The organism is Streptomyces panaciradicis (genome assembly GCF_023516615.1).
Taxonomy (GTDB): Bacteria; Actinomycetota; Actinomycetes; order Streptomycetales; family Streptomycetaceae; genus Streptomyces; species Streptomyces panaciradicis.
Genome location: NZ_JAMGBF010000195.1, coordinates 1 through 24,001 on the forward strand (window position 1 = coordinate 1; position 24,001 = coordinate 24,001).

The following is a 24,001-nucleotide window of genomic DNA, read 5'->3' on the forward strand; positions in this document are numbered from 1 at the left end:
GGTTCAAATCCCGTCAGGACCGCAGTGAAGAGAGAAGGGCCCGCACCCTACGGGGGTTGCGGGCCCTTCTGTATACCCCGCCAACTCACCGCCCTGTCGAGGTGGAGGCCGCGCCCGCGGCGCAGCCGCAGTCGACTACAGCAAATCCCGTCAGGACCGCAGTCGAGAGCCCGGATCTTCGGATCCGGGCTCTTTTGCACTTCCGGTTCCGTGTTCCCACAGACCCCCCGGCGTCCCATGCCGTCTTGACGGCGTCTTCATCCGTCGGTACCCAGAGACCAGGGCCCTTTCCCCGTGGGTCCTGGAGGTGGCGCATGGCGGCTTCGGTGAGGCATGAGACGCGAGCTCTGCTCCGTGCGCATCTGTCGGCCGCCTCGTCGTACCGTCATCTGACCCGTCACTGCCCGATCTGCCACCACCTCCAGCGGCTGGCCATGGACTCCGTGCCGCCGGCCGCCGAGGCGCCGGACGAGGTGGTCGAGGAAGAGAGCCCCGCCGGTGCGTGAGCGCCCGGACCGCCCAACACCCGTACGCCCGGGGGAAGCTGGAGCGCCGGTCCCCATTAGCGCACGCGCGGCGGCGCCAACAAGCTGTGAGCCGTGTGACGGGTGTCACCGCATGAGTTTCTGAGATCGCGGTACTTACGCCCCACCTACAACAGGTCAATTTAATATGTGCAATTGCACCACCCTGGGCGGGTCGCCCCGGGACCGCTCACAGGAGATCCGACAGCCCTCCCCAGACTCCGACAAGCCCGCCCACAGGGCCGGCCGGGCGAGCGGGCCGCGCGCACAAAAAAGATCGCGCCGGACTCGGCGGAGTCCAGCGCGATCGACGACGCACCCTGTCGCTTGCTCGAAAAGTCCCGATGGGCTTGGGCGTGGGTCCTGTTGGGGCAGAACCCGCGTCGCTTGTAGCTAGGGTTCGGGCAACTCGGCGCAGTTGGGGGACCTGCCGGTTTGCCCTGTTATGAAGTTGTCAGGCCTCGCTGCGCTGCTGGGGGATGCCCGCGAGCAGAGCACGGACCTCCGCCTCGCGGTAGCGGCGGTGCCCGCCGAGCGTACGGATCGAAGTGAGCTTTCCGGCCTTCGCCCACCGCGTGACCGTCTTGGGGTCGACGCGGAACATGGTGGCGACCTCAGCCGGGGTCAGCAGCGGCTCGGCATCAGGGGTGCGAGCGGTCATGAGCGGCCTCCTCGGGAGAACCGAACCTTCTCGGTTCTTTCCTCTAAATTCTGCACCTTGACCCGCGTTGCCCGAAATGGTGGACGCGGGTCGAGTCGGTTATAGGACGAACGGCTTGTCCTCGGCACTACAACTACACCATCTGTCCAGCCGCGTCGGCCAAACCGATGGAATTGCCCTCCAGGTGTTCATCAGCGACGGAAGCCGATGGACCATGCCATAGCGGACAGTCACGCCACTGTGACGATCAGTCACAGGACGATCAGGAGTCACCAGACCCCCCAAAGCGTGCAATGCGGACGGAGTCCTCCCCGGACTCCTTGTCCTATTTTGGCATGAGGAGGGGCAAGCGACGCAAGAGCCGGGAACGTGCGGTCCGTCACCCTCGACACATAAGCCCGGATCGAGCCCTACGTCCGATGTTGACGACACCTCAGTAACCTCGGTGCGAGGACGAAACCCCAAAACGGGCGATTCGTCAAACGCCAGTTCGTTACCTAAGGCACGGCGCGGCCCCGCGAAGCGGGCCGGAGCGCTAGTTCGCCGACCGCCGGTCCCTGACGGACCGCCAGCGCTCCACGAGCCGCCCGTACGCCTCGCCGGCGGCCGGGCCGTCGCCGCGGCGCAGCGCCTCGATGCCCTCGGCCACGTCGGCCGCCGAGTGGTCGTCCTCCAGCTCACCGGCCGGCAGGGTGTGCACCAGGCCGCCGTAGTCCAGCTCGACCAGGGAGCGGGGGTGGAACTCCTCCAGCCAGCGCCCCACGTCCAGCAGACCGTCGATGAGCGGCCCCTCGTCGATGGCGTCCTTCAGCGCCCGCAGGGCGCGTGCCACGCGCCGCCGGGCCTGCACCATCGGCGTCCGGTAGCGCAGCATCGGCGGGATGTCCCCGGAGCCCTTGTCGAAGCGCCGCTCCTCGTCGGCGACCAGCACGAACCAGTGCAGCGGCACCTGCCAGGTCCCCGTGCGGATCCAGGGCCGCGCGTCCGGGTTGCGCACCAGCCAGCGCTCGTAGTCCTGGGTCGCCTGCCGTCGTACGACCTCCGGCAGCACCGCGTCGAGGACCGGTGGGGGCAGTTCGTCGCCCAGCTCCTGCAGGGCCTGCCAGCCGCGCAGCCGGGTGCGCCACGGGCACACGCACACCACGCCCTCCACGTCCAGGACGAACGCGTCGCTGCTCTCGTGCACCGGCACCGGGACGGGCGGGGTGGGCAGCAGGTCGGCGAGGGAGCGGCGCAGTTCGTCCTGGTACGAGGGCCGGTCGCGGCGGTCCGCGTAGCGGGCCCAGTGGCCGCGCTCGGGCTCGGGGAAGGCGGCCAGCGGTTCGTAGACGCGCAGATACGTCGCGTACGGGACGATCACCGAGGACACCTTGGGCACGCCTGCTCCCTCCCCCGCCCACCACCGGGAAAACCTGCGGAACCCGCCACGAACCCGCGGGAAATCCATGCAAATCGTCGCACGGGCGCTCCTGGGGAGTGAGTGATCCTCAACACTGCCCGGATGGCGGGCCCCACAGGCTCTACTCTCGTCCTCACGGGCCCCCGCCACCCGTACGGGAGCCCAGACCACCCGCCGCTCTTTACTTCAGGAGTCACCACAGTGACCGACGTGACCGGCGCACCTGCTGATGTACTGCACACCCTGTTCCACTCGGACCAGGGCGGACATGAGCAAGTCGTGCTCTGCCAGGACCGCGCCAGCGGGCTGAAGGCCGTCATCGCCATCCACTCCACCGCCCTGGGCCCGGCCCTCGGCGGCACGCGCTTCTACCCGTACGCGACCGAGGCGGAGGCCGTCGCCGACGCGCTGAACCTCGCCCGCGGGATGTCGTACAAGAACGCCATGGCCGGTCTCGACCACGGCGGCGGCAAGGCCGTGATCATCGGCGACCCGGAGCGCGACAAGACCGAGGAGCTGCTGCTCGCCTACGGGCGGATGGTCGCCTCCCTCGGCGGCCGGTACGTCACCGCCTGCGACGTCGGCACCTACGTCGCCGACATGGACGTCGTCGCCCGCGAGTGCCGCTGGACCACCGGCCGCTCGCCCGAGAACGGCGGCGCCGGCGACTCCTCCGTGCTGACCGCCTACGGCGTCTACCAGGGCATGCGGGCCAGCGCCCAGCACCTGTGGGGCGACCCGTCGCTGCGCGGCCGCAAGGTCGGCATCGCGGGCGTCGGCAAGGTCGGCCACCACCTGGTGCGGCACCTGCGCGACGAGGGCGCCGAGGTCGTGATCACGGACGTCCGCGAGGAGGCGGTCGGGCGGATCCTGGCGGCCCATCCCGAGGGCGTGACGGCCGTCGCCGACACCGAGGCCCTGATCCGCGTGGAGGGCCTGGACATCTACGCCCCCTGCGCGCTGGGCGGCGCCCTGAACGACGACACCGTGCCCGTGCTGACCGCGAGGATCGTCTGCGGGGCGGCCAACAACCAGCTCGCCCACCCGGGCGTGGAGAAGGACCTCGCCGACCGCGGGATCCTCTACGCGCCGGACTACGTGGTCAACGCCGGCGGTGTCATCCAGGTCGCCGACGAGCTGCACGGCTTCGACTTCGAGCGGTGCAGGGCGAAGGCGGCGAAGATCTTCGACACCACGCTCGCGATCTTCGCACGTGCGAAGACGGACGGGATTCCGCCGGCCGCCGCGGCCGACCGGATCGCCGAGCAGCGGATGCACGAGGCCGCCGGGAAACGCGTGCTGTGAACGTTTGACCGGTACCCGTCGGCGGGCACTTAGAGAGAACTCTCACGTTCGTCGGCGGGTCGGCCGCCGATAAGTGGTTAAAATCGCGATTGACCAGCGAGGACAGGGCGCCTCGAAGGTCCTGGGCACACGCTGCCCCTGCGGGCGACGTACCGTATGGGCGTGGGCTCAGGTACCGTGGAAGCCCTACGGACCGGCCTCTCCACGGAGAGTCCGTTCCAGATCATGAACGCGTGTCAGACTCTGGGGCCGTCGAGCCCCGTCGTTGAGGGGGTCGAGCCATGGGGCGCGGCCGGGCCAAGGCCAAGCAGACGAAGGTCGCCCGCCAGCTGAAGTACAACAGCGGCGGGACGGACCTCTCACGCCTGGCCGAGGAGCTGGGCGCATCGTCGACATCGAATCAGTCACCCAACGGTGACCATTTCGAGGACGATGGGCAGGACGACGACGACCTGTACTCCCGTTACGCCGACCTCTATGAGGACGACGACGACGAGGACGAGGGCGGCAACCCTTCACAGCAGCGTCGCGGCGCTTGACGTCGCACAGTGAGCCTTTACCCGGTCGGTGACCTCGGTCACCGACCGGGTTCTGTGCTGCCTGCCTCGGATCAGCTCGCGTAGTCCCCGACCAGGGCGGCACCGGTGGTGTGCTCGCCCCGCTCGGTGATCTCGCCGGCCACCCACGCCTCGACGCCCCGGTCCGCCAGGGTGGCGAGCGCCACGTCCGTGGACTCCTCGGGCACGATCGCGATCATGCCGACGCCCATGTTCAGGGTCTTCTCCAGCTCCAGGCGCTCGACCTGACCCGTCTTCCCGACGAGGTCGAAGATCGGGGCCGGGGTCCAGGTGGAGCGATCGACGATCGCGTGCAGGCCGTCCGGGATCACCCGGGCCAGGTTGGCCGCGAGCCCGCCGCCGGTGACGTGGCTGAAGGCGTGCACGTCCGTGGTGCGCGTCAGGGCCAGGCAGTCCAGCGAGTAGATCTTGGTCGGCTCCAGCAGTTCCTCGCCGAGGGTGCGGCCCAGGTCCTCGATCCGCGCCTCCAGGGACAGACCCGCCCGGTCCAGCAGGACATGCCGGACGAGCGAGTACCCGTTCGAGTGAAGCCCGGAGGCCGCCATGGCGATGACGGTGTCACCCGTACGGATGCGATCGGCGCCCAGCAGCCGGTCGGCCTCCACGACGCCCGTACCGGCGCCGGCGACGTCGAAGTCGTCCTCGCCCAGCAGACCCGGGTGTTCGGCCGTCTCGCCGCCCACCAGGGCGCACCCGGCCAGCACACAGCCTTCCGCAATGCCCTTGACGATCGCGGCGACCCGCTCGGGGTGGACCTTGCCGACGCAGATGTAGTCGGTCATGAACAGCGGCTCGGCGCCGCACACCACGATGTCGTCCATGACCATCGCGACCAGGTCGTGGCCGATGGTGTCGTACACGCCCAGCTGCCGGGCAATGTCCACCTTCGTGCCCACGCCGTCGGTGGCGGAGGCGAGCAGGGGCCGCTCGTAGTTCTTCAGGGCGGAGGCGTCGAAGAGGCCGGCGAAGCCGCCGAGGCCGCCGAGGACCTCGGGGCGCTGCGTCTTCTTCACCCACTCCTTCATGAGCTCCACGGCGCGGTCGCCCGCTTCGATGTCGACGCCCGCGGCTGCGTAGCTGGCACCAGTTGTCTCAGACATGGCAGTAGAGAACTTTCGTGTCGTACGGCAGGTATGACGGGCGGTCTACGGGCGACGGATCGCGTCGGCCGCGGCCGTGGCGGCCGGCCCCGCGGCCAGCTCGGTCTCCAGGAGCTGCTTGCCGAGCAGCTCGGGGTCGGGGAGCTCCATCGGGTACTCGCCGTCGAAGCAGGCGCGGCAGAGGTTCGGCTTGGCGATGGTGGTCGCCTCGATCATGCCGTCGATGGAGATGTAGGCCAGGGAGTCGGCGCCCAGCGAGGTGCCGATCTCGTCGATCGTCATGCCGTTGGCGATGAGCTCGGCGCGGGTGGCGAAGTCGATGCCGAAGAAGCAGGGCCACTTCACGGGCGGCGAGGAGATCCGGATGTGGACCTCGGCCGCGCCCGCCTCGCGCAGCATCCGCACCAGCGCCCGCTGGGTGTTGCCGCGCACGATCGAGTCGTCGACGACGACCAGGCGCTTGCCCTTGATGACTTCCTTCAGCGGGTTCAGCTTCAGGCGGATGCCGAGCTGCCGGATGGTCTGCGAGGGCTGGATGAAGGTCCGCCCGACATAGGCGTTCTTGACCAGTCCGGCGCCGAAGGGGATGCCGGAGGCTTCCGCGTAGCCGATGGCCGCGGGCGTTCCGGACTCCGGGGTCGCTATGACCAGATCGGCCTCGACCGGAGCCTCCTTCGCCAGCTTGCGGCCCATCTCCACGCGGGAGAGGTAGACGTTGCGGCCGGCGATGTCGGTGTCCGGGCGGGCCAGGTACACGTACTCGAAGACACAGCCCTTGGGCTTCGCGTCCGCGAATCGGGAGGTGCGCAGGCCGTTCTCGTCGATGGCGACGAACTCGCCCGGCTCGATCTCGCGGACGTAGCTGGCGCCGCAGATGTCGAGGGCGGCGGACTCGGAGGCGACCACCCAGCCGCGCTCCAGCCGGCCGAGGACCAGCGGGCGGATGCCCTGCGGGTCGCGGGCGGCGTAGAGGGTGTGCTCGTCCATGAAGACCAGGGAGAAGGCGCCGCGCACCTTCGGCAGGACCGTGTGGGCCGCCTCCTCGATGGTCAGCGGCTTGCCGTCCGCGTCCTCCTGGGCGGCGAGCAGCGCCGTCAGGAGGTCGGTGTCGTTGGTGGCCGCCACGCGCGGGGCGCGGCCGCCCTCCTTCTTCGGCAGGTCGGCGACCATCTCGGCGAGCTGCGCCGTGTTGACCAGGTTGCCGTTGTGGCCGAGCGCGATGGAGCCCTGCGCGGTGGCGCGGAACGTCGGCTGGGCGTTCTCCCACACGGAGGCGCCGGTGGTCGAGTAGCGGGCGTGTCCGACCGCGATGTGACCCTGGAGCGAACCGAGAGAGGTCTCGTCGAAGACCTGGGAGACGAGGCCCATGTCCTTGAAGACGAGGATCTGGGAGCCGTTGCTGACCGCGATACCCGCGGATTCCTGGCCCCGATGCTGGAGGGCGTAGAGCCCGAAGTAAGTGAGCTTGGCGACCTCTTCGCCCGGAGCCCAGACTCCGAAGACGCCGCAGGCGTCCTGGGGGCCTTTCTCACCGGGGAGCAGATCATGATTGAGTCGACCGTCACCACGTGGCACGGCTCCGAGTGTAGGCGAGATCGACCACTGGTCCGAATTGGGGTTACTGGTCAGTAGTGGATCACTTTCGGACGACGGCCCGGACCGTCAGGCCGTTTGTGCTGGTCAGCGTGAGGGTGTCGTGATCGACTCGGTAGCCGACCGTGTGATGGAACAGGCCCAGCAGGGCTCGTTCGGTCTGCATGAGTGAGGCGTCGCACATCATTCGGGTGGTCATCGGTCGGCCGAGCGTGATGTGCCCGGCGCGTACGGTCGCCGTCGAGTTGACGTGATTGCAGCCGAGCCGGCCGGCCACCTTGTGGGTCTTGGCGTCGAAGGAGAGGTACGGGTCGCCGTGCGCGGCGCTGGTCGTGCCGTTCACGGTGATGTCCCTGACGCTCCAGTCGACGCCCGTGACGGGCCGCTCGACGGCCACCGAGCCGCTGCCGCCGTCCGCCTTCTCGCTGCCGCACGCCACCGCGAGCGGCACCAGTGTCAGGACGGCGAGGGTGAGTCGCTGTGTGTCCATGGGGATGGGACGGGAGGGACCCGCGCCCGGTTCCGGCTCAGCTCATCACGGGCAGCAGCCCGCCGAGGTCCGCCCGCTCCCCGCTCGCGCTGACCTTGGCGTCCGCGAGCGCGTCCGTCCAGGCCAGCCGCCCGGTCGCCAGCCGGACCCAGGTCAGCGGGTCGGTCTCGACGACGTTGGGCGGGGTGCCGCGGGTGTGCCGGGGCCCCTCGACGCACTGCACCACGGCGTACGGCGGGACCCGCACCTCGGTGGAGCCGCCCGGCGCCTTCGCGGCGAGGGCGTCCGCGAGCAGCCGGGTGCAGGCCGCGAGGGCCTGCCGGTCGTACGGCACCTCAAGCCCCGGCACCGCCGCGTTCAGGTCGTCGGTGTGGACGACGAGTTCGACGGTACGGGTGACCAGCAGGTCGGCGAGGGTGAGGGCGCCGGTGCGAAAGGCGAGGACACGGGCGTCGGGCGTACCGGCGAGCGTGCCGGACAGCCGCTCGGCGACGGCGGTCAGGGAGGCGTCGGCGTCGACGTCGCGCCCGGCGATCTCGCGGGCGGCCTCGGAGAGCCGCGAGGCGTTCGCGGCGGTACCGAACGCCCAGTCCAGCACCGTGATCTCCGCCCTGGGCGGCTCCGGCCGCTCTGCGAGACGGGCGACGACGTCGACGCAGATGCCGATGTGCGCGACCAGCTCCCGCACCGACCAGTCGCCGAGCCGGGTCGGCAGCGCGAGCTGCTCGGGGCCGAGCGTGCCGACGGCCTCGCGGACGTGGTCGAACTGCGCCGCCACGGCCTTGCGGATCTTGGCGGAGTCGTACGTGCGCGCGCGTTTCCTGGCCGGTGACATGGGCTCAGCCTAGAGCGGCCGGCGCGGGGCCCGGACACGGCCGAAGGCCCCGCCCGTTCGTCACGGGCGGGGCCTTCGGCGGCGTACGGGCGCCTACTTCAGCAGCGCGGGGATGGTCTCCTCGTGCGCCCGGCGCAGCTCCTCCAGGGAGAGCTCGAACTCGCCCTGGAGCTCCACCGACTCGCCGTCGACGACACCGATGCGGGTCACGGGCAGGCCCCGGGCGCCGCACATGTCGTTGAAGCGGACCTCCTCGGAGCGCGGCACGGCGACGACCGCGCGGCCCGCCGACTCGGAGAAGCAGAACGTGAAGGCGTCCAGCCCGTCCGGGACGACCAGACGCGCGCCCCTGCCGCCGAGCAGCGCCGACTCCACGACCGCCTGGATCAGGCCGCCGTCGGACAGGTCGTGCGCCGAGTCGATCATGCCGTCGCGGCTGGCGGAGATCAGGATCTCGCCGAGCAGCCGCTCCCGCTCCAGGTCGACCTTGGGCGGCAGGCCGCCGAGGTGGTCGTGGACGACCTGCGACCAGGCCGAGCCGCCGAACTCCTCACGCGTGTCGCCGAGGAGGTACAGCAGGTGGCCCTCCTCCTGGAAGGCGACCGGCGTGCGGCGGGCGACGTCGTCGATCACACCGAGGACCGCGACCACGGGGGTCGGGTGGATGGCGGCCTCGCCCGTCTGGTTGTAGAGCGAGACGTTGCCACCGGTCACCGGGGTGCCGAGCTGCTGGCAGCCGTCCGCGAGACCACGGATGGCCTCGGCGAACTGCCACATGACGGCCGGGTCCTCGGGCGAGCCGAAGTTCAGGCAGTCGGAGACGGCGAGCGGCTTGGCGCCGGTGGTGGCGACGTTGCGGTACGCCTCCGCGAGCGCCAGCTGGGCGCCGGTGTACGGGTCGAGCTTGGCGTACCGGCCGTTGCCGTCGGTCGCGATGGCGACGCCGAGGCCGGTCTCCTCGTCGATGCGGATCATGCCCGAGTCCTCGGGCTGGGCCAGCACCGTGTTGCCCTGCACGAAGTGGTCGTACTGCGAGGTGATCCACTTCTTGGAGGCCTGGTTGGGGGAGGCCACCAGCTTCAGGACCTGGTCCTTCAGCTCCTCGCCCGTGGCCGGCCGGGGCAGCTTGTTCGCGTCGTCGGCCTGGAGGGCGTCCTGCCAGTCCGGGCGGGCGTACGGGCGCTCGTAGACCGGGCCGTCGTGGGCGACGGTGCGCGGGGCGACGTCGACGATCTTGCCGCCGTGCCAGTAGATCTCCAGGCGGTCGCCGTCGGTCACCTCACCGATGACGGTGGCGATGACGTCCCACTTCTCGCAGATCTCCAGGAAGCGCTCGACCTTCTCCGGCTCCACGACCGCGCACATGCGTTCCTGCGACTCGCTCATGAGGATCTCCTCGGGCGAGAGCGTGGAGTCGCGCAGCGGTACGTCGTCCAGGGTGACGCGCATGCCGCCGGAGCCGTTGGAGGCGAGCTCGGAGGTGGCGCAGGACAGACCGGCCGCGCCGAGGTCCTGGATGCCGACGACCAGCTTCTCCTTGAACGCCTCCAGGGTGCACTCGATGAGGAGCTTCTCCTGGAAGGGGTCGCCGACCTGGACGGCCGGGCGCTTCGACGGCTTGGCGTCGTCGAAGGTCTCGGAGGCCAGGATCGAGGCGCCGCCGATGCCGTCGCCGCCGGTCCGGGCGCCGTAGAGGATGACCTTGTTGCCGGCGCCGGACGCCTTGGCGAGGTGGATGTCCTCGTGCCGCATGACGCCGATGGCACCGGCGTTGACCAGCGGGTTGCCCTGGTAGCAGGCGTCGAAGACGACCTCGCCGCCGATGTTGGGCAGGCCCAGGCAGTTGCCGTAGCCGCCGATGCCGGCGACGACACCCGGCAGGACGCGCTTGGTGTCGGGGTGGTCGGCCGCGCCGAAGCGCAGCGGGTCCACGACCGCGACCGGGCGGGCGCCCATCGCGATGATGTCGCGCACGATGCCGCCGACGCCGGTGGCCGCGCCCTGGTAGGGCTCGACGTACGACGGGTGGTTGTGCGACTCGACCTTGAAGGTGACCGCGTAGCCCTGGCCGACGTCGACCACGCCGGCGTTCTCGCCGATGCCGACGAGGAGCGCGTCGGACTGCGGGGCCTTCTCGCCGAACTGGCGCAGGTGGACCTTGCTGCTCTTGTACGAGCAGTGCTCGGACCACATGACGGAGTACATGGCGAGCTCGGCGCCGGTCGGGCGGCGGCCGAGGATCTCCACCACCCGCTCGTACTCGTCCTTCTTCAGGCCGAGTTCGGCCCAGGGCAGCTCGACGTCGGGGGTCGCGGCCGCGTTCTCGACCGTGTCCAGAGGCGTCCTGCTCATGCGGTGACCAGCTTCTTGAGGATCGAGGTGAAGAAGGGGAGGCCGTCGGTGCGGCCCGTGCCGATCAGCGGCTCGGTGGCGTGCTCGGGGTGCGGCATCAGGCCCACGACGTTGCCGGCCTCGTTGGTGATGCCCGCGATGTCGCGGAGCGAGCCGTTGGGGTTGAAGTCGACGTAGCGGAAGGCGACGCGGCCCTCGGCCTCGAGCTTGTCGAGGGTGTACTCGTCGGCGACGTACCGGCCGTCCATGTTCTTCAGCGGGATGTGGATCTCCTGGCCCGCCTCGTAGTCCACGGTCCAGGCCGTCTCCGCGTTCTCCACCCGCAGCTTCTGGTCGCGGCAGATGAAGTGCAGGTGGTCGTTGCCGAGCATCCCGCCCGGCAGCAGGTGGGCCTCGGTGAGGATCTGGAAGCCGTTGCAGATGCCGAGGACCGGCAGTCCGGCCTTCGCCTGCTCGATGACCGTCTCCATCACGGGCGAGAAGCGGGAGATGGCGCCGGCCCGCAGATAGTCGCCGTAGGAGAAACCACCGGGGAGGACGACCGCGTCCACCTGGTGCAGGTCCTTGTCCTTGTGCCAGAGGGCGACCGGTTCGGCGCCCGCGAGGCGGATCGCGCGCTGGGTGTCCCGGTCGTCGAGGCTGCCCGGGAAAGTGACGACGCCAATACGAGCGGTCACTTCACGGCCTCCGCGACTTCCTCGACCCGCACGGTGAAGTTCTCGATCACGGTGTTGGCCAGGAAGGATTCGGCGAGATCGTGGATGCGGGCGAGCGCGGCCTCGTCGACCGGCCCGTCAACTTCCAGTTCGAATCGCTTTCCCTGACGTACATCGGAGATGCCTTCGAAACCCAGCCGCGGCAGTGCGCGCTGGACCGCCTGGCCCTGGGGGTCGAGGATCTCCGGCTTGAGCATGACGTCGACTACGACGCGTGCCACTGGCACTCCCGATGGTGTGGTGCTGAGCAGGTTCCTGAAGGTGTCTCCGACAGGCGTCTTCAGACTACCCGCACGAAATTTCTACGCGCGTTGACTTGTAGGAATCTACGTGACCGCGGTCACGATCGACCGGGCGGCGTCTTGTTCACCAAAATTTCCGGGATCGGCACCCGGTACCTATTGCGCTCGGACACGCCAAAGGATTTAGTCGGGCTTCACAATGCTTTGCCGGGCACTGTACAAATAATTTGGCACGTGCCGAATGAAGGGACCGATATTCGTGGCGCAGAAGGTCGTGGTCACTCTCTTTGACGACATCGACGGCTCGGAAGCGGCGGAAACGATCGCCTTCGGACTCGACGGCAAGTCGTACGAGATCGACCTGAATCAAGCCAATGCCGAGAAACTGCGTAAGGCGCTCGAGCCCTACGTGGAGGCCGGCCGCAAGCGGTCGAAGTCGGGCAAGACCTACCGGCAGACCGAGGTCGCCCCCGACCCCGCCGCCGTCCGGGCCTGGGCGCAGGCCAACAAGATGGACGTCCCGGCCCGCGGGCGCATCCCCAAGAAGGTCTACGAGGCGTTCGGCGAGGCCCAGTAGGGGCAGGGACCGGCCCCGGACCGACGGCCGGTCAGCCGCCCCTCGGGAGAACCGACTTGCGCTGCACCCCTCCTGGTCGGCTAGAGTCTGGAGCACGCCGAGGGGCAAGGCCGAAAGGCCGAACCTCACGGAGTACACGCGGGTGTAGTTCAGTAGCAGAACATCCCCCTTCCAGGGGGAAGGCGCAGTGTGCAATTCCTGTCACCCGCTCTGCACCACCGGTCCGGACCACTGTTGTGGATCAGGTAGGCTGGTGCTCGCGCCGATCGGTGGGAGCCGGTCGGAGGCAATGCGGACGTAGCTCAGTTGGTAGAGCGCAACCTTGCCAAGGTTGAGGTCGCGAGTTCGAGCCTCGTCGTCCGCTCTGGAATCAAGCCCCCCGGCTTCGGCCGAGGGGCTTTTTCATGTTCGCGTCTCCCAAGGCCATCCCTGCCCGCCCTGCCCTCCCTGCCCTCCCTGTCTGACATTTGTCATGCCGAGCGATGACAGCGCGCACTGCTGACCGCTCCCCGGCGCCGGGACGCTGGGGACATGGACACGAACGAACACGTGATTGAGGTCACTGACCTGCGGCGTGTGTACGGGGGCGGGTTCGAGGCGGTGCGCGGGATCACCTTCTCCGTGAACCGCGGCGAGATCTTCGCTCTGCTCGGCACCAATGGCGCGGGCAAGACGTCGACGGTGGAACTGCTGGAGGGGCTCGCGCGGCCGGCCGGGGGCCGGGTGCGGGTGCTCGGGCACGACCCGTACGAGGAGCGGGCCGCCGTACGGCCCCGCACGGGCGTGATGCTCCAGGAGGGCGGGTTCCCGTCCGAGCTGACCGTCGCCGAGACCGCGCGGATGTGGGCGGGCTGCGTGAGCGGGGCGCGGCCGGAGACCGAGGCGCTGGAGCTGGTCGGGCTCGCGGGCCGCAGCGGCGTACGCGTGAAACAGCTGTCCGGGGGTGAACGGCGCCGCCTGGACCTGGCGCTCGCGCTGCTCGGCGAGCCCGAGGTGCTGTTCCTGGACGAGCCGACCACCGGCCTCGACGCCGAAGGACGCCGGGACACCTGGGAGTTGGTGCGGCAACTGCGCGAGACGGGTACGACGGTGCTGCTGACCACGCACTACCTGGAGGAGGCCGAGGGCCTCGCCGACCGGCTGGCGATCCTGCACGAGGGACGCATCGCGACGACCGGCACGCCCGCCGAGGTGACGGCCGCCCAGCCCGCCCGCATCTCCTTCCGGCTGCCCGACGGCTACTTCCTGGGCGACCTGCCACCCCTCGGCGAGCTGGGGGTGTGCGGGCACGAGCTGGACGGCAGGGTCGTACGCCTGCGGACCCGGGAGCTGCAGCGGGCGGCCACCGCACTGCTGGTGTGGGCGCAGGGTGAGCGGGTGGAGCTGCCGGGGCTCGACGTGCGGTCGGCCTCGCTGGAGGAGGCGTTCCTCGGGATCGCCCGGGAGCAGGAGGTGGCGGCGTGAGCGCGCTCGTCCTCGCCCCTGCCGGACGGCGGCTGCGGGCCCTGGCCCGGGCGGAGCTGACGCTGCTGGGACGCAACCGGAGCGCGGTGACCACGGCCCTGCTGGTGCCGCTGGCGCTGCCGTTCACCGTCAGGCCCGCGCTCGACGGGATGGATCTCCAGCGGTCGGGGCTGAACACCGGCACGGTGATGCTGACCGCGGCCATCGGCTTCTCGTTCCTGTTCTCGGTCTACACCGGCCTGGTGAGCGCCTTCGTCGCGCGCCGTGAGGAACTCGTCCTCAAACGGCTGCGGACCGGGGAACTCGGCGACGCCGAGATCCTCCTCGGCACCGCCCTGCCCGCCGCGTGCCTCGGCCTCGCCCAGTCACTGGTGCTGACGTTCGGCTGCGTGCTCTTCCTCGACGCGGGGGCACCACGGGCGCCGTACCTGACCGCGCTCGGCGTCCTCACGGGTCTGCTGCTGTGCGCCGCGCTCGCCGCGCTCACCGCCTCCTTCACCCGGACCGTCGAGAGCGCCCAGGTCACGGCGCTGCCCCTGGTGTTCGTGTCGATGCTGGGCTCGGGCATCGCGATCCCGGCCGGCACCCTGCCCGACCGGTTCGCCTCCGTGTGCGAGCTCCTGCCGCTGTCCCCCGCGATCCGGCTGGTGAGCGGCGGGTTCACCGGACGGCTCAGCGCCGCCGAGGCGCTGGCGTCCGCGGCGGTCGCACTGGCCTGGCTCGCGGCCGCGGTGTTTGCTGTACGGCGGTGGTTCCGGTGGGAGCCCCGGCGTTGACGGACGGGGGAGCGGTGCTCGGGCGCATACGGGGATGGCAGCGGCGCCACTGGCGGGAGCGGAGCAAGGCCGAGCGGGTCGAGCTGCAGAGCGTGATCACCTGGTACGTCACGACCTGGGTGTTCTCCGTCTCCTGGCTCGGGCTGCCCCTGGTGGGCGCACTGACCCGGCGGCCGGCGCCGCTCGCCGTCGGCGGTCTGCTGCTCCTCGTCGGCGCCCTGCAGTGCGTCGAGGCCAACCGGCGCACCCGGGCCGTGCTCGACCACTACCTGGGCCGGGCCGCCCTCCCGCCCGGCGCACTGCGCCCCGCCGCCGCCCTGCTCGCCCTGGCACTGGCCCTGACCCTGGTGCTGGCCTCACTGGACGGCGCCGACCCGGTGGCCGTCCGGCTCTTCGCCGGCGCCGCGCTGCTGCCCTTCGGGCTGCTGTACGGGCTGGTGGCGCCCATCGGGGTGTTCCTGCGCCGGTCCGCCGTGCTCGCCGTCGTACTGATGGCCGCCTTCGGCGCGTTCGACCAGGAGCCCGCGGGGATTCTCGCGATCGGGGTCATGACCGTCTTCGGCGCGCTCTTCTCGCTGCTCGCCTGCCGCTGCGGCGCCTGGACCCTGTCCGTGCTGTGGGAGGCGGAGCGGGCCCGCGAGGTCGAGGCCCGGCTCGCCGTCGCCGAGGAGCGGCTGCGGTTCGGGCGCGACCTGCACGACGTGGTGGGGCGGAACCTGGCCGTCATCGCGCTCAAGAGCGAGCTGGCCGTTCAGCTGGCGCGGCGCGGACGGCCGGAGGCGGTGGAGCAGATGATCGAGGTGCAGCGGATCGCCCAGGAGTCGCAGCGGGAGGTGCGGGAGGTCGTACGGGGATACCGCAAGGCCGACCTGGCGATCGAACTCGCGGGTGCGCAAGGCGTGTTGAGCGCGGCCGGGATCGAGTGCGAGGTGCGCGGAGCGGCCGCGGAACTGGCTCCGGAGGTGCAGTCGGCGCTCGGCTGGGTCGTGCGCGAGGCGACGACGAACGTGCTGCGGCACGGCGACACCAGACGGTGCGCGGTCGTCCTGACGGTGGAGGAAGGACGTGTGGTGCTGACCGTGGAGAACGACGGGGCCTCGGCTCCCGCGGGCGCGGAGGGTTCGGCTCCCTCCGGCGCGGGCGGCTCGGGGCTGGCGGGGCTGCGGGAGCGGCTGTCGGCGGTGGGCGGGACCCTGGAGGCCGGCCGGGTCGGAGGAGACCTGTTCCGGGTGGTGGCCGAGGTGCCCGTGCAGGTGCGCGAGGTCTCGGCATGACCGGCCCCGTACGGCTGCTGCTCGCCGACGACGAGCATCTGATCCGGGGTGCGCTGGCCGCGCTGCTCGGGCTGGAGGACGACCTCCTGGTCGTCGCCGAGGCGGCGAGCGGGCCGGAGGCGCTCGCGATGGCGAGGGCGCACGAACCGGACGTGGCCGTGCTGGATCTGCAGATGCCGGGCGCCGACGGTGTGAAGGTCGCCACATCGCTGCGGGCCGAACTGCCCGGCTGCCGGGTGCTGATCGTGACCGGTCACGGGCGGCCCGGGCATCTCAAGCGGGCCCTCGCGGCGGGGGTGCGCGGGTTCGTCCCCAAGACGGTGAGCGCCCAGCGCCTCGCCGAGATCATCCGGACCGTGCACTCCGGACAGCGTTACGTCGACCCCGAGTTGGCGGCCGACGCCATCGCCGCCGGGGACTCCCCGCTGACCGCGCGGGAGGCCGAGGTGCTGGAACTGGCCGCCGACGGGGCGCCCGTCGCGGAGATCGCCGAGCGGGCCGCGCTGTCGCAGGGAACCGTACGGAACTATCTCTCGTCGGCCGTCTCGAAGCTCGGTGCGGAGAACCGGCACGCGGCCGTGCGGCTCGCACGGGAGCGAGGTTGGGTATAGTTGGCGTCGCGCCACGGCGCACTGCGGACGTAGCTCAGTTGGTAGAGCGCAACCTTGCCAAGGTTGAGGTCGCGAGTTCGAGCCTCGTCGTCCGCTCCACAGCGAAGGCCCCGGTCACCGACCGGGGCCTTCGTCATGGGCTCAGCTCCAGCTCGTGCCCGTCAGACGCTCGTACGCCTCGATGTACTTCGCCCGCGTCGCGTCCACGACCTGCTGCGGCAGCGGCGGCGGGGGCTGCTCGCTCTTGCGGTCCCAGCCGGACTCCGGCGAGGTCAGCCAGTCGCGCACGAACTGCTTGTCGTACGACGGCTGCGCGCGGCCCGGCTGCCACTGGTCGGCCGGCCAGAACCGGGAGGAGTCCGGGGTGAGGATCTCGTCCGCGAGGACCAGGGTGTCGCCGTCGAAGCCGAACTCGAACTTGGTGTCGGCGAGGATGATGCCGCGGTCCCGGGCGATGTCCCGGCCGCGCCCGTAGACGGCCAGGGTGGCCTGGCGCAGCTCGGCCGCGGTGTCGGCGCCGACGCGGCGCGCGACCTCCTCGTACGAGACGTTCTCGTCGTGCTCGCCGACCTCGGCCTTGGTGGCCGGGGTGAAGATCGGGGCGGGCAGCTCGCTGCCGTCGACCAGACCCTCGGGCAGCGCCAGCCCGCAGACCGTGCGGGAGTCGTTGTACTCCAGCAGGCCCGAGCCGGTCAGGTAGCCGCGGGCGACGGCCTCCACCGGGACCATCCGCAGCGACTTGCAGACGAGCGTCCGGCCGGCCCAGTCGGCGGGGGCGCCGGCCGGCAGTTCGGTGCTCAGCACATGGTTGGGGATGAGATCGGCGATCTGGTCGAACCACCACAGGGACAGCTGGGTCAGCACCCGGCCCTTGTCGGTGATTTCCGTCGGCAGCACCCAGTCGTAGGCGGAAATGCGGTCACTGGCGACCATCACGAGGTCGCCCGCCTCGTTCTGGTAGAGCTCGCGCACCTTGCCGGTGTGGAGGTGAACCAGGCCCGGAACCTGGAGCGGCTCGGGCTTTTCTACGAATCCGGACACGGTTCCTCCCCGTAGTTCTGTCCTATGGCTCGATTCTCCCGTATGCCGGGGATCGCCCAGGGGGTGGGGTCGGCTCGAAAGGGGCGGTGACGTGGGCGTACGTGAGCTCAGTCACGTTTGCAGATGCGGTCCAGGAGGTTGGCGGTGGCGCGCTGGACGCGGGGGTCGACGTGGCCCGGACGGTCCAGGGCGGGCGACCAGGCGAAGGTCCCCGACGCGAACACCAGGGCGCCGGAGGGGGCGCGGTACAGCGAGGTCTCCTGGTGGCGCTGGACGCCCTCGGAGTCGGTGTACGGGGAGTGCGCCAGCAGGATGCGGTCCTCGTGGTCGGGCAGCGGGGTGCGCGGGAAGTAGCGGTCCGCCTCGCCCGCGACCATCCCCTCGATCGGGTCGCCCTCGTGCGCGCCGGTCGCCTCCCACAGCCAGTGGTCGGCGTTGCGGACGATCAGGGGATGGGGCTCGGGGACCCGGCCCGCGTACTGGATGCCGACCACCTGCTGCTCGGGGCGGTCGATCTCCCGCCACAGGACGGGTTTGCCGGGGCCCTTGCGTTTTCGGCAGGTCAGCAGGCGGTCCGGCACCCCGGACGGGGACGGGCCCAACTCCACCTGCCAGTACATGGTGTTCGCGGAGAGGAAGACCAGGGACGTGCCGTTCTCACGGGCGATCTCGACGGTGCGGCGCATGTTCGCCGACCAGTACTCGTCGTGCCCGGGGAAGACCAGGCCCCGGTAGCGGGTGGGGTCGACGTGCCCCGCGTGCAGGTCGCGGGCGTCGGCGTAGGCGAGGTCGTAGCCGTAGCGCTCGGCGAAGCGGATGAAGTCGTAGGCGTGGCCCACGTGGAGGGGGAGGCCGGCGCCTGCGTACGGGCGGTCGAAGGAGACGGTCGTCGCCGCGTCGGACTCGCCGAGGAGCCGGCCGTGCTCATCCCAGGCGTGGTAGAGGCTGGCGCCGGTGCGGCCGTCCTCCGGGTAGAGGTTGTACGCCTGCCAGGTCACGTCGGGCAGGAGCAGCAGCAGGTCGGCGGGGTGGTTGTCGCGGATCGTGAACGGGATGTGGGAGCGGTAGCCGTCGACGGTGGTCAGGACGGCCACGTACGCCCCGATGCTCCAGTGGCTCGGGATCTGCAGCCGCCACGACAGCCACCAGTGGTGGCAGGAGACCGTGCGGTCGGCGGTGAGCGGCGGGGGCTGGACGATGCCGGAGAGGCGGGGGCTGGTGGTGATCTTGGCCGCACCGTCGCCGCCGTAGTGGCCGATGCGGTAGATGTCCACGGCGAACTCCTGGGGCGGGTCGACCGTGATGTGGAAGTCGACGGCCTGCCCCGGGGCGACCGCGCCGGTGGAGATGAAGCCCTTGATCTGGCGGTGGACGTCGTCGGCGGAGCGCGGGCCGCCGGCGCTCCGGGGACCCGGGACCCGGTGGGTGCCGGGCGTCGGGGGGTGGGCCTGGCCGTCCAGGTACCAGGGGACGACCTGGCCGGTGTCGTCGAAGTAGGTGACGTTGCCGCGCAGCCAGGGGACGGGGCCCTGGCCGAAGGGATCGGTGACGGCGTGTGCCAGCGCTCCGGACTCCCAGCGGCGGATGTGGTCCGATCGCTCCGATTCCATGATCGCTCCCCTCCCTCGTGCCCCCGTGGTCGCGTGTCCTGTGCCGCAAGCCCTTGCCATGTGCCCGATCGGTCCCAGCACATCACATTACGCACGCAGGTGGTCACAGTTCGTTGCGAATTGGCCGAAAGTGGAACAGCTCGTTCCGGTACGGCTGGGTGGGCGGGGTCAGACGAGCCGCACGGGTTTCTCCGGGCGTATGCCGGACTCCCGCAGCCAGGCCCGCAGGGGGGCGGGGTCGCCGTCCTCCACGAGGCTGAGGACCCGGGGGGTCAGGTCGGCGGCCCGTTCGCCGGCGATCAGGAGTGTGGGGCCGTCCAGCCAGTCCAGGCCCGGGGCCCCGCCGGCGGTGTCCATGGCGGCGCAGCACACCATCGCGGTGACATGGTCGGTGAGCAGCTCGCGGGCCGTGCGGGGCGGTTGGAGCGGGAACAGGGGCAGTGCCGTGTCGTCCCAGGGGGCGGGGTCGGCGGCGGTCGGCCGGGGGGCGGAGGCGGCCTCCTCCCGGGCGAGCTGGGCGGTCAGGGCCGCGGCGAGGGCGGCCGCGCGTTCGTTCTCGACCTCTGTCTCGGCCTCGTCCCCGAGGTCGGCGGGCGCGGGGCGCTCGGGCGCGGCCGGCCCGGTATCCGAGGCGATGGGGACCGGGCTCGGAGGTGCCGAGAGGTGGGCCAGGATCCGGGTCAGGGTGGGGCCGTCCGGGGCCGGGGCCGCGGGGTCCGTGGAGCGGGTGACGCCCAGGGTGTCCAGGACGTGGTGGAGGCGGGCGGCGTCCGTGCGCCATTTGCGGTCGACGACCTCCTCCGGATACTCCTGCCAGTCCACCGGGGCCCAGTCGGGACCGGTCTCGGCGGGGCCGCCGTGGAAGAGCCGGGCGGCGAGGAGGGAGACGGCCTCGTCGACCGCGCCGGGCTCCTCCAGCAGGTCGCAGGCCGGACGCTCGCCCAGGCGGGAGGCGAAGCCCTCGGCGAGGCGGTCACGGCGGGACAGCTCCGTCAGGGCCGCCACCACCCCCGCGTCCAGCCGGGACGGCCAGCGGCCCATCCGCCAGGCGGGCAGCGCCACCCGGGTCAGGAGACGGTCCCAGCCCGCGTAGGCCAGGCCCACCTGTTCCTGGGCGACGATGCGCAGGCCGTAGTCCACAGCCTGTGCACGCTCGGCCGCCGCCGCCGCGACACCGCGCTCCATCAGCGCCGCGTGCTCCCGGCAGCTGCGGAGCAGCAGGCGCGCGACGGCGCCAAGTCCGGCGCAGACGCCCCGGGTCAGCGGACAGCGCGCAGGGGTGGAGGCAACGGCCACCGCGGCGTCCAGCCCGCGCACGAAGCGCCGGGCGGCGGCTATGTCCGGGTGGGCCGAGGGGCCCGTACCCGCGACGACCGGGGCGAGGACCGCGCGCAGTTCACCGACGCGCATCCACCACAGGAACGGCGAGCCGATGACCAGGACGGGGGCCGTGGCCGCGCGGCGGTGGGCGGAGCGGGCGCCGGCTATCTCGTCGCCGTCCTCCCGCGCGGGCGGGCCGTGCGAAGGATGGGTGCGGTCCTCCAGCCAGCTGTCGCAGTCCGGGGTGAGCGCTATCGCCGACGGAGCCGGGACGTCCAGGCGGTCGGCGAGGTCGCGCACCATCCGGTACAGATCAGGCGCCGAGCCCTCCGGGACGGGGACGGTCGGGGTCACGGCCGGGCGGGCCCGGGCGACGACCAGGGCGATGACTCCGGCGGCCAGCAGCACGAGGACGGCGACAGGGGTCACCGCCCAGCGGGCGGCGTGCCAGAACGGGCCCACGAGATGGCCCGTGGAGTCGCCGGCGAGCAGGATCACGGCGACCGCCGCGGGCAGCAGCGCCACGGCCAGCGCGCGGCTGCGGATGCGCAGCACGGCGAGAGCCCTCGAGCGCGCGGCCTGCGCGCCCACTTCCGCACCCATGCCGGTACCGGTCACCACCGGTATCTCACCCCCTCCCCTGCTGTCCTGAATGTCCAGCTGTCCTGGCTTTGGTCACTCCCCCACTGTGGCACCCGCCACTGACATCGCAATGCCGGTGGGCCAAGTGCCGGAACGCTTGCGCCGCACCCTAGTTGGGCCCTCGGCCCCCGTCAGCCGGATGGGGGAGCGGTCACTCGATGGAATGGCTTTGGTCAGAGGTGGATGACGGAAAGCGACGATCAGGCCCCTGTTCTTGACTCAGATTCGAAGAACGGCGGCGGCAGGGGGCACGACACAGGCCCCGCATCCGAAGACGGACGCGGGGCCTGCGGGGTTCATCCGGGCGATACGGCCGTCAGGCGCCCGCCGCCTTGGCCGCGATGTCGGTGCGGTGCTGGGAGCCGTCCAGGCGGATGCGGGCGACGGCCCCGTAGGCGCGCTCGCGGGCCTCGGCGAGGTCCTTGCCGGTCGCCGTGACGGACAGCACGCGGCCGCCGGCGCTGACGACCGCGTCGCCCTCGCGCCGGGTGCCGGCGTGCAGGACGTAGGCGTGCGGGGCGTCCTCGGCGGCCACCTCGTCGAGGCCGGTGATCGGGTCGCCGGTGCGCGGGGTGCCGGGGTAGTTGTGCGAGGCGACGACCACGGTGACCGCGGCGTCGTCGCTCCAGCGCAGCGGCTCCAGGTCGGCGAGGGTGCCGTTCGCCGCGGCCAGCAGGACGCCGGCCAGCGGGGTCTTCAGACGGGCCAGGACCACCTGGGTCTCCGGGTCGCCGAAGCGGGCGTTGAACTCGATGACCCGGACACCGCGGGAGGTGATCGCGAGGCCCGCGTAGAGAAGGCCGGAGAAGGGGGTGCCGCGGCGGCGCATCTCGTCGACGGTCGGCTGCAGGACCGTCTGCAGCACCTCGTCGACCAGCTTCGGGTCGGCCCACGGGAGCGGGGAGTACGCGCCCATGCCGCCGGTGTTCGGGCCCTCGTCGCCGTCGAGGGCGCGCTTGAAGTCCTGGGCGGGCTGGAGCGGGACGACCGTCTGGCCGTCGGTGATGGCGAAGAGGGAGACCTCGGGGCCGTCCAGGAACTCCTCGATGACGACGCGCTCGCAGGAGTTGGCGTGGGCGCGGGCGGTGTCGAGGTCGGAGGTGACGACGACGCCCTTGCCGGCGGCGAGGCCGTCGTCCTTGACGACGTACGGGGCGCCGAAGGCGTCGAGGGCCGTGTCGACCTCGTCCGGGGTGGTGCAGACGTAGGAGCGGGCCGTGGGGACGCCGGCCCCCGCCATCACGTCCTTCGCGAAGGCCTTGGAGCCCTCGATCCGCGCGGCCTCCCGGGAGGGGCCGAAGACCGGGATGCCCGCCTCGCGCACGGCGTCGGCGACCCCGGCGACGAGCGGGGCCTCCGGGCCCACGACGACGAGGTCGGCGCCGAGCCGTTCGGCCAGCGCGGAGACCGCTTCGCCGTCGAGGGCGTCGACCTCGTGCAACTCGGCCACCCCTGCGATACCGGCGTTGCCGGGGGCGCAGTGCAGGGCGGTGACGTCGGGGTCGTGGGAGAGGGAGTGGCACAGGGCGTGTTCGCGGGCACCGCTACCGATGACGAGGACCTTCACGGGGGTCAGCCTAACGGGGTTTTTGTGCGGGGTTCCGAGGGGTGGGGGGTTGGGGGGCTGTAGGTTCCTCCAAGTCGGGGCGGGGGTGGGTTGGGATGGGGTGGCTGGGTGGGTGGGGTTGGCGTGGTGTCGCGGTTCCCGTCGCGGGGCTGGGGCGGCGTGGTGGCGCCGTGCCGCTGTTCCGGGGCCTGCGACTCCCTGAACCTTCGGCCCTGAACGGGCCTCGTCCTCAAACGCCGGACGGGCTGGATTGGTGGGCCGGCGCCGAGATCCGCGCGGGTCGGTCCGCCGGGGCCCAAGTCCGGACAGCCCGGGGTGCGAGACGGATCGGATCCGTCCCCGGGTCGGACTTCGGACAGCCCGGGTTACGGGACGGGTCGGATTAGTCCCGCAGGGCCGCGCTTCGGACAGCCCGGGTGCCGGTGGACGGGTGGATGGGTCCATCGGGGGCTGTGCTCCTGACAGCCCGGTGCGGACGGGGCGGCACACCTGCGCCGTGGCCCGGACGGGCCTGTTGCGCCCGCCCCCGCCGCTACTCGTTCGTGAACTCCTCGACCACCGTCGCCCCCAGCTCTCGCACGATCAGCTCGCGGCCGGACAGGGCCGACTCGTTGAGGTCGGGGTCGTCGTCCTCGGGGATGTCGTCCTCGATGGAGACCGGCGGCGGTTCCGGGGCGGAGGGCCGGGCCGCCGGGGACGGGCCCGAACCCGTGCTCGGGCCGAGGTTCGGGCTCGGTGAGAAGGACGCGCCGGGGGACGTGGGAGCGGTGTGCGCCGACTGGGCGGGAGCCGGGCGCTGGGCGGTGGCGGTACCGCCGTAGCCGCCCGCGCCACCGCCGCCGTAGCCGCCTCCGCCCGCGAAGCCGCCTCCGCCGTTGAAGCCGGAGGGCGCCGAGGGGCCGCCCGAGGGGGGCGGACCGGAGCCGCCGCTCGGGTCGACGACCGCCTCGATCTTCCACTGGACGCTGAACTGCTCGCCCAGAGCGGCCTTCAGGACGTCCTCACTGCCGCTGCTGACGAAGTTGTCGCGGGCGCCGGCGTTGACGAAGCCCAGTTGCAGGGTGGTGCCGTCGAAGCCGGCCACGTGGGCGTTCTGGCTGAGCAGGATCCAGGTGAAGCGGCGGCGGTTCTTGACCGCTTCGAGGATGTTCGGCCAGAGCATGCGGGGGTCGAGTCCGCCGCTGGGCGGGGCGTAGGCCGGTTCACCTGCCGCCGGGGCGGGGGCGGGAGCCGCGGCCGGAGCGGGAGCCGGAGCGCTGGGCGCGGCCGGGGGCTGTCCCCCACCGCCAGCCGGAGCCGCCGTGGGCCAGCCGCCGGGCCGACG

Annotated in this window: 21 protein-coding genes, 3 tRNA genes and 1 pseudogene; 11 read left to right on the forward strand and 14 right to left on the reverse strand. The window is 71.5% G+C overall.

Annotated elements, in window-relative coordinates; all coding sequences use genetic code 11:
• Positions 1–314 precede the first annotated feature (314 nt).
• Entirely contained in the window at positions 315–506 is a 192-nt protein-coding gene (locus M8J74_RS39820) for a DUF6274 family protein (protein WP_249841100.1), read from the forward strand.
• Positions 507–978: 472 nt separating this feature from the next.
• Here the strand turns inward: M8J74_RS39820 and bldC are convergent, their stop codons facing one another.
• Together bldC and M8J74_RS39830 are read right to left on the reverse strand one after the other, a co-directional pair.
• Entirely contained in the window at positions 979–1,185 is a 207-nt protein-coding gene (bldC, locus tag M8J74_RS39825) for a developmental transcriptional regulator BldC (RefSeq protein WP_003949541.1), read from the reverse strand.
• A 535-nt stretch (positions 1,186–1,720) separates the two neighbouring features.
• Positions 1,721–2,563 carry a DUF8083 family protein gene (locus tag M8J74_RS39830; protein WP_249841101.1) on the reverse strand — a complete coding sequence of 281 codons (843 nt, stop codon included), beginning with the start codon at positions 2,561–2,563 and terminating at the stop codon, positions 1,721–1,723.
• A gap of 222 nt (positions 2,564–2,785) precedes the next feature.
• Here M8J74_RS39830 and M8J74_RS39835 point away from each other — a divergent pair, with 222 nt between their 5' ends.
• Together M8J74_RS39835 and M8J74_RS39840 are read left to right on the forward strand one after the other, a co-directional pair.
• Entirely contained in the window at positions 2,786–3,889 is a 1,104-nt protein-coding gene (locus tag M8J74_RS39835; protein ID WP_058924455.1) for a Leu/Phe/Val dehydrogenase, read from the forward strand.
• Positions 3,890–4,170: 281 nt separating this feature from the next.
• Positions 4,171–4,428, forward strand: coding sequence for a DUF3073 domain-containing protein (locus tag M8J74_RS39840; RefSeq protein ID WP_058924454.1), 258 nt, complete (start codon positions 4,171–4,173; stop codon positions 4,426–4,428).
• Positions 4,429–4,499: 71 nt separating this feature from the next.
• Here the strand turns inward: M8J74_RS39840 and purM are convergent, their stop codons facing one another.
• From purM to purS, 7 genes are all read right to left on the reverse strand, one after another.
• Positions 4,500–5,567, reverse strand: a complete 1,068-nt coding sequence (gene purM / locus M8J74_RS39845) for a phosphoribosylformylglycinamidine cyclo-ligase (protein WP_249841102.1) — start codon at positions 5,565–5,567, stop codon at positions 4,500–4,502.
• 45 nt (positions 5,568–5,612) lie between these two features.
• On the reverse strand, positions 5,613–7,142 hold the full coding sequence (purF, locus tag M8J74_RS39850; RefSeq protein ID WP_058924452.1) for an amidophosphoribosyltransferase: 1,530 nt from the start codon (positions 7,140–7,142) through the stop codon (positions 5,613–5,615).
• 61 nt (positions 7,143–7,203) lie between these two features.
• Positions 7,204–7,650: an META domain-containing protein gene (locus M8J74_RS39855; RefSeq protein ID WP_249841103.1), complete on the reverse strand. Its 447-nt coding sequence runs from the start codon at positions 7,648–7,650 to the stop codon at positions 7,204–7,206.
• Positions 7,651–7,687: 37 nt separating this feature from the next.
• Positions 7,688–8,485: a maleylpyruvate isomerase family mycothiol-dependent enzyme gene (locus M8J74_RS39860; protein WP_249841104.1), complete on the reverse strand. Its 798-nt coding sequence runs from the start codon at positions 8,483–8,485 to the stop codon at positions 7,688–7,690.
• Positions 8,486–8,578: 93 nt separating this feature from the next.
• The gene (gene purL, locus M8J74_RS39865; protein WP_249841105.1) at positions 8,579–10,837 is read right to left on the reverse strand and encodes a phosphoribosylformylglycinamidine synthase subunit PurL; all 2,259 of its coding nucleotides are present in this window, start codon (positions 10,835–10,837) and stop codon (positions 8,579–8,581) included.
• Complete coding sequence (gene purQ / locus M8J74_RS39870; RefSeq protein ID WP_058924448.1) at positions 10,834–11,514, reverse strand: phosphoribosylformylglycinamidine synthase subunit PurQ; 681 nt, start codon at positions 11,512–11,514, stop codon at positions 10,834–10,836. The genes purL and purQ overlap by 4 nt, the downstream gene beginning before the upstream one ends.
• Entirely contained in the window at positions 11,511–11,774 is a 264-nt protein-coding gene (purS, locus tag M8J74_RS39875) for a phosphoribosylformylglycinamidine synthase subunit PurS (protein WP_067445574.1), read from the reverse strand. The genes purQ and purS overlap by 4 nt, the downstream gene beginning before the upstream one ends.
• Positions 11,775–12,054: 280 nt before the next feature.
• Between purS and M8J74_RS39880 the strand changes: the two genes are divergently transcribed.
• The 8 genes from M8J74_RS39880 to M8J74_RS39915 all read left to right on the forward strand — a co-directional run bounded on the left by M8J74_RS39880 (position 12,055) and on the right by M8J74_RS39915 (position 16,596).
• Complete coding sequence (locus tag M8J74_RS39880) at positions 12,055–12,372, forward strand: histone-like nucleoid-structuring protein Lsr2 (protein ID WP_200699669.1); 318 nt, start codon at positions 12,055–12,057, stop codon at positions 12,370–12,372.
• A gap of 138 nt (positions 12,373–12,510) precedes the next feature.
• A tRNA-Gly gene (locus M8J74_RS39885) sits at positions 12,511–12,582 on the forward strand.
• Positions 12,583–12,663: 81 nt separating this feature from the next.
• Positions 12,664–12,736 (forward strand) — tRNA-Gly (locus tag M8J74_RS39890).
• A 167-nt stretch (positions 12,737–12,903) separates the two neighbouring features.
• Positions 12,904–13,836, forward strand: a complete 933-nt coding sequence (locus M8J74_RS39895; protein WP_249841106.1) for an ABC transporter ATP-binding protein — start codon at positions 12,904–12,906, stop codon at positions 13,834–13,836.
• Positions 13,833–14,612 (forward strand): ABC transporter permease, encoded by a 780-nt coding sequence (locus M8J74_RS39900; protein ID WP_249841107.1) that lies wholly within the window; start codon positions 13,833–13,835, stop codon positions 14,610–14,612. The genes M8J74_RS39895 and M8J74_RS39900 overlap by 4 nt, the downstream gene beginning before the upstream one ends.
• On the forward strand, positions 14,609–15,886 hold the full coding sequence (locus M8J74_RS39905) for a sensor histidine kinase (protein WP_249841108.1): 1,278 nt from the start codon (positions 14,609–14,611) through the stop codon (positions 15,884–15,886). The genes M8J74_RS39900 and M8J74_RS39905 overlap by 4 nt, the downstream gene beginning before the upstream one ends.
• Complete coding sequence (locus M8J74_RS39910) at positions 15,883–16,497, forward strand: response regulator transcription factor (protein WP_249841109.1); 615 nt, start codon at positions 15,883–15,885, stop codon at positions 16,495–16,497. Before M8J74_RS39905 ends, M8J74_RS39910 begins: the two co-directional genes overlap by 4 nt.
• Positions 16,498–16,520: 23 nt before the next feature.
• Positions 16,521–16,596 (forward strand) — tRNA-Gly (locus M8J74_RS39915).
• Between the two features lie 42 nt (positions 16,597–16,638).
• On the opposite strand, the gene M8J74_RS39920 is transcribed toward M8J74_RS39915, so the two are convergent.
• The 5 genes and pseudogenes from M8J74_RS39920 to M8J74_RS39940 form a co-directional block, all read right to left on the reverse strand.
• A complete protein-coding gene (locus tag M8J74_RS39920) occupies positions 16,639–17,538 on the reverse strand; it encodes a phosphoribosylaminoimidazolesuccinocarboxamide synthase (protein ID WP_249841110.1) in 900 nt (299 codons plus the stop codon).
• A 107-nt stretch (positions 17,539–17,645) separates the two neighbouring features.
• Positions 17,646–19,148 (reverse strand): N,N-dimethylformamidase beta subunit family domain-containing protein, encoded by a 1,503-nt coding sequence (locus M8J74_RS39925; protein WP_249841111.1) that lies wholly within the window; start codon positions 19,146–19,148, stop codon positions 17,646–17,648.
• 168 nt (positions 19,149–19,316) lie between these two features.
• On the reverse strand, positions 19,317–21,071 hold the full coding sequence (locus tag M8J74_RS39930) for a M48 family metalloprotease (protein ID WP_249841113.1): 1,755 nt from the start codon (positions 21,069–21,071) through the stop codon (positions 19,317–19,319).
• Positions 21,072–21,426: 355 nt separating this feature from the next.
• Complete coding sequence (purD, locus tag M8J74_RS39935; protein ID WP_249841112.1) at positions 21,427–22,677, reverse strand: phosphoribosylamine--glycine ligase; 1,251 nt, start codon at positions 22,675–22,677, stop codon at positions 21,427–21,429.
• Positions 22,678–23,209: 532 nt separating this feature from the next.
• Positions 23,210–24,001, reverse strand: a pseudogene (locus M8J74_RS39940) (DNA polymerase III subunit gamma and tau); the annotation flags it as partial.

Excerpts from the sequence above, each read along its gene's own strand:
- purM (WP_249841102.1), bottom strand. The coding sequence starts at position 5,567 with ATGTCTGAGACAACTGGTGCCAGCTACGCAGCCGCGGGCGTCGACATC.
- M8J74_RS39930 (WP_249841113.1), bottom strand. The coding sequence starts at position 21,071 with ATGGGTGCGGAAGTGGGCGCGCAGGCCGCGCGCTCGAGGGCTCTCGCC.
- M8J74_RS39925 (WP_249841111.1), bottom strand. The coding sequence starts at position 19,148 with ATGGAATCGGAGCGATCGGACCACATCCGCCGCTGGGAGTCCGGAGCG.
- M8J74_RS39895 (WP_249841106.1), top strand. The coding sequence starts at position 12,904 with ATGGACACGAACGAACACGTGATTGAGGTCACTGACCTGCGGCGTGTG.
- purL (WP_249841105.1), bottom strand. The coding sequence starts at position 10,837 with ATGAGCAGGACGCCTCTGGACACGGTCGAGAACGCGGCCGCGACCCCC.
- M8J74_RS39860 (WP_249841104.1), bottom strand. The coding sequence starts at position 8,485 with ATGTCACCGGCCAGGAAACGCGCGCGCACGTACGACTCCGCCAAGATC.
- bldC (WP_003949541.1), bottom strand. The coding sequence starts at position 1,185 with ATGACCGCTCGCACCCCTGATGCCGAGCCGCTGCTGACCCCGGCTGAG.
- M8J74_RS39855 (WP_249841103.1), bottom strand. The coding sequence starts at position 7,650 with ATGGACACACAGCGACTCACCCTCGCCGTCCTGACACTGGTGCCGCTC.
- M8J74_RS39840 (WP_058924454.1), top strand. The coding sequence starts at position 4,171 with ATGGGGCGCGGCCGGGCCAAGGCCAAGCAGACGAAGGTCGCCCGCCAG.
- M8J74_RS39820 (WP_249841100.1), top strand. The coding sequence starts at position 315 with ATGGCGGCTTCGGTGAGGCATGAGACGCGAGCTCTGCTCCGTGCGCAT.
- M8J74_RS39910 (WP_249841109.1), top strand. The coding sequence starts at position 15,883 with ATGACCGGCCCCGTACGGCTGCTGCTCGCCGACGACGAGCATCTGATC.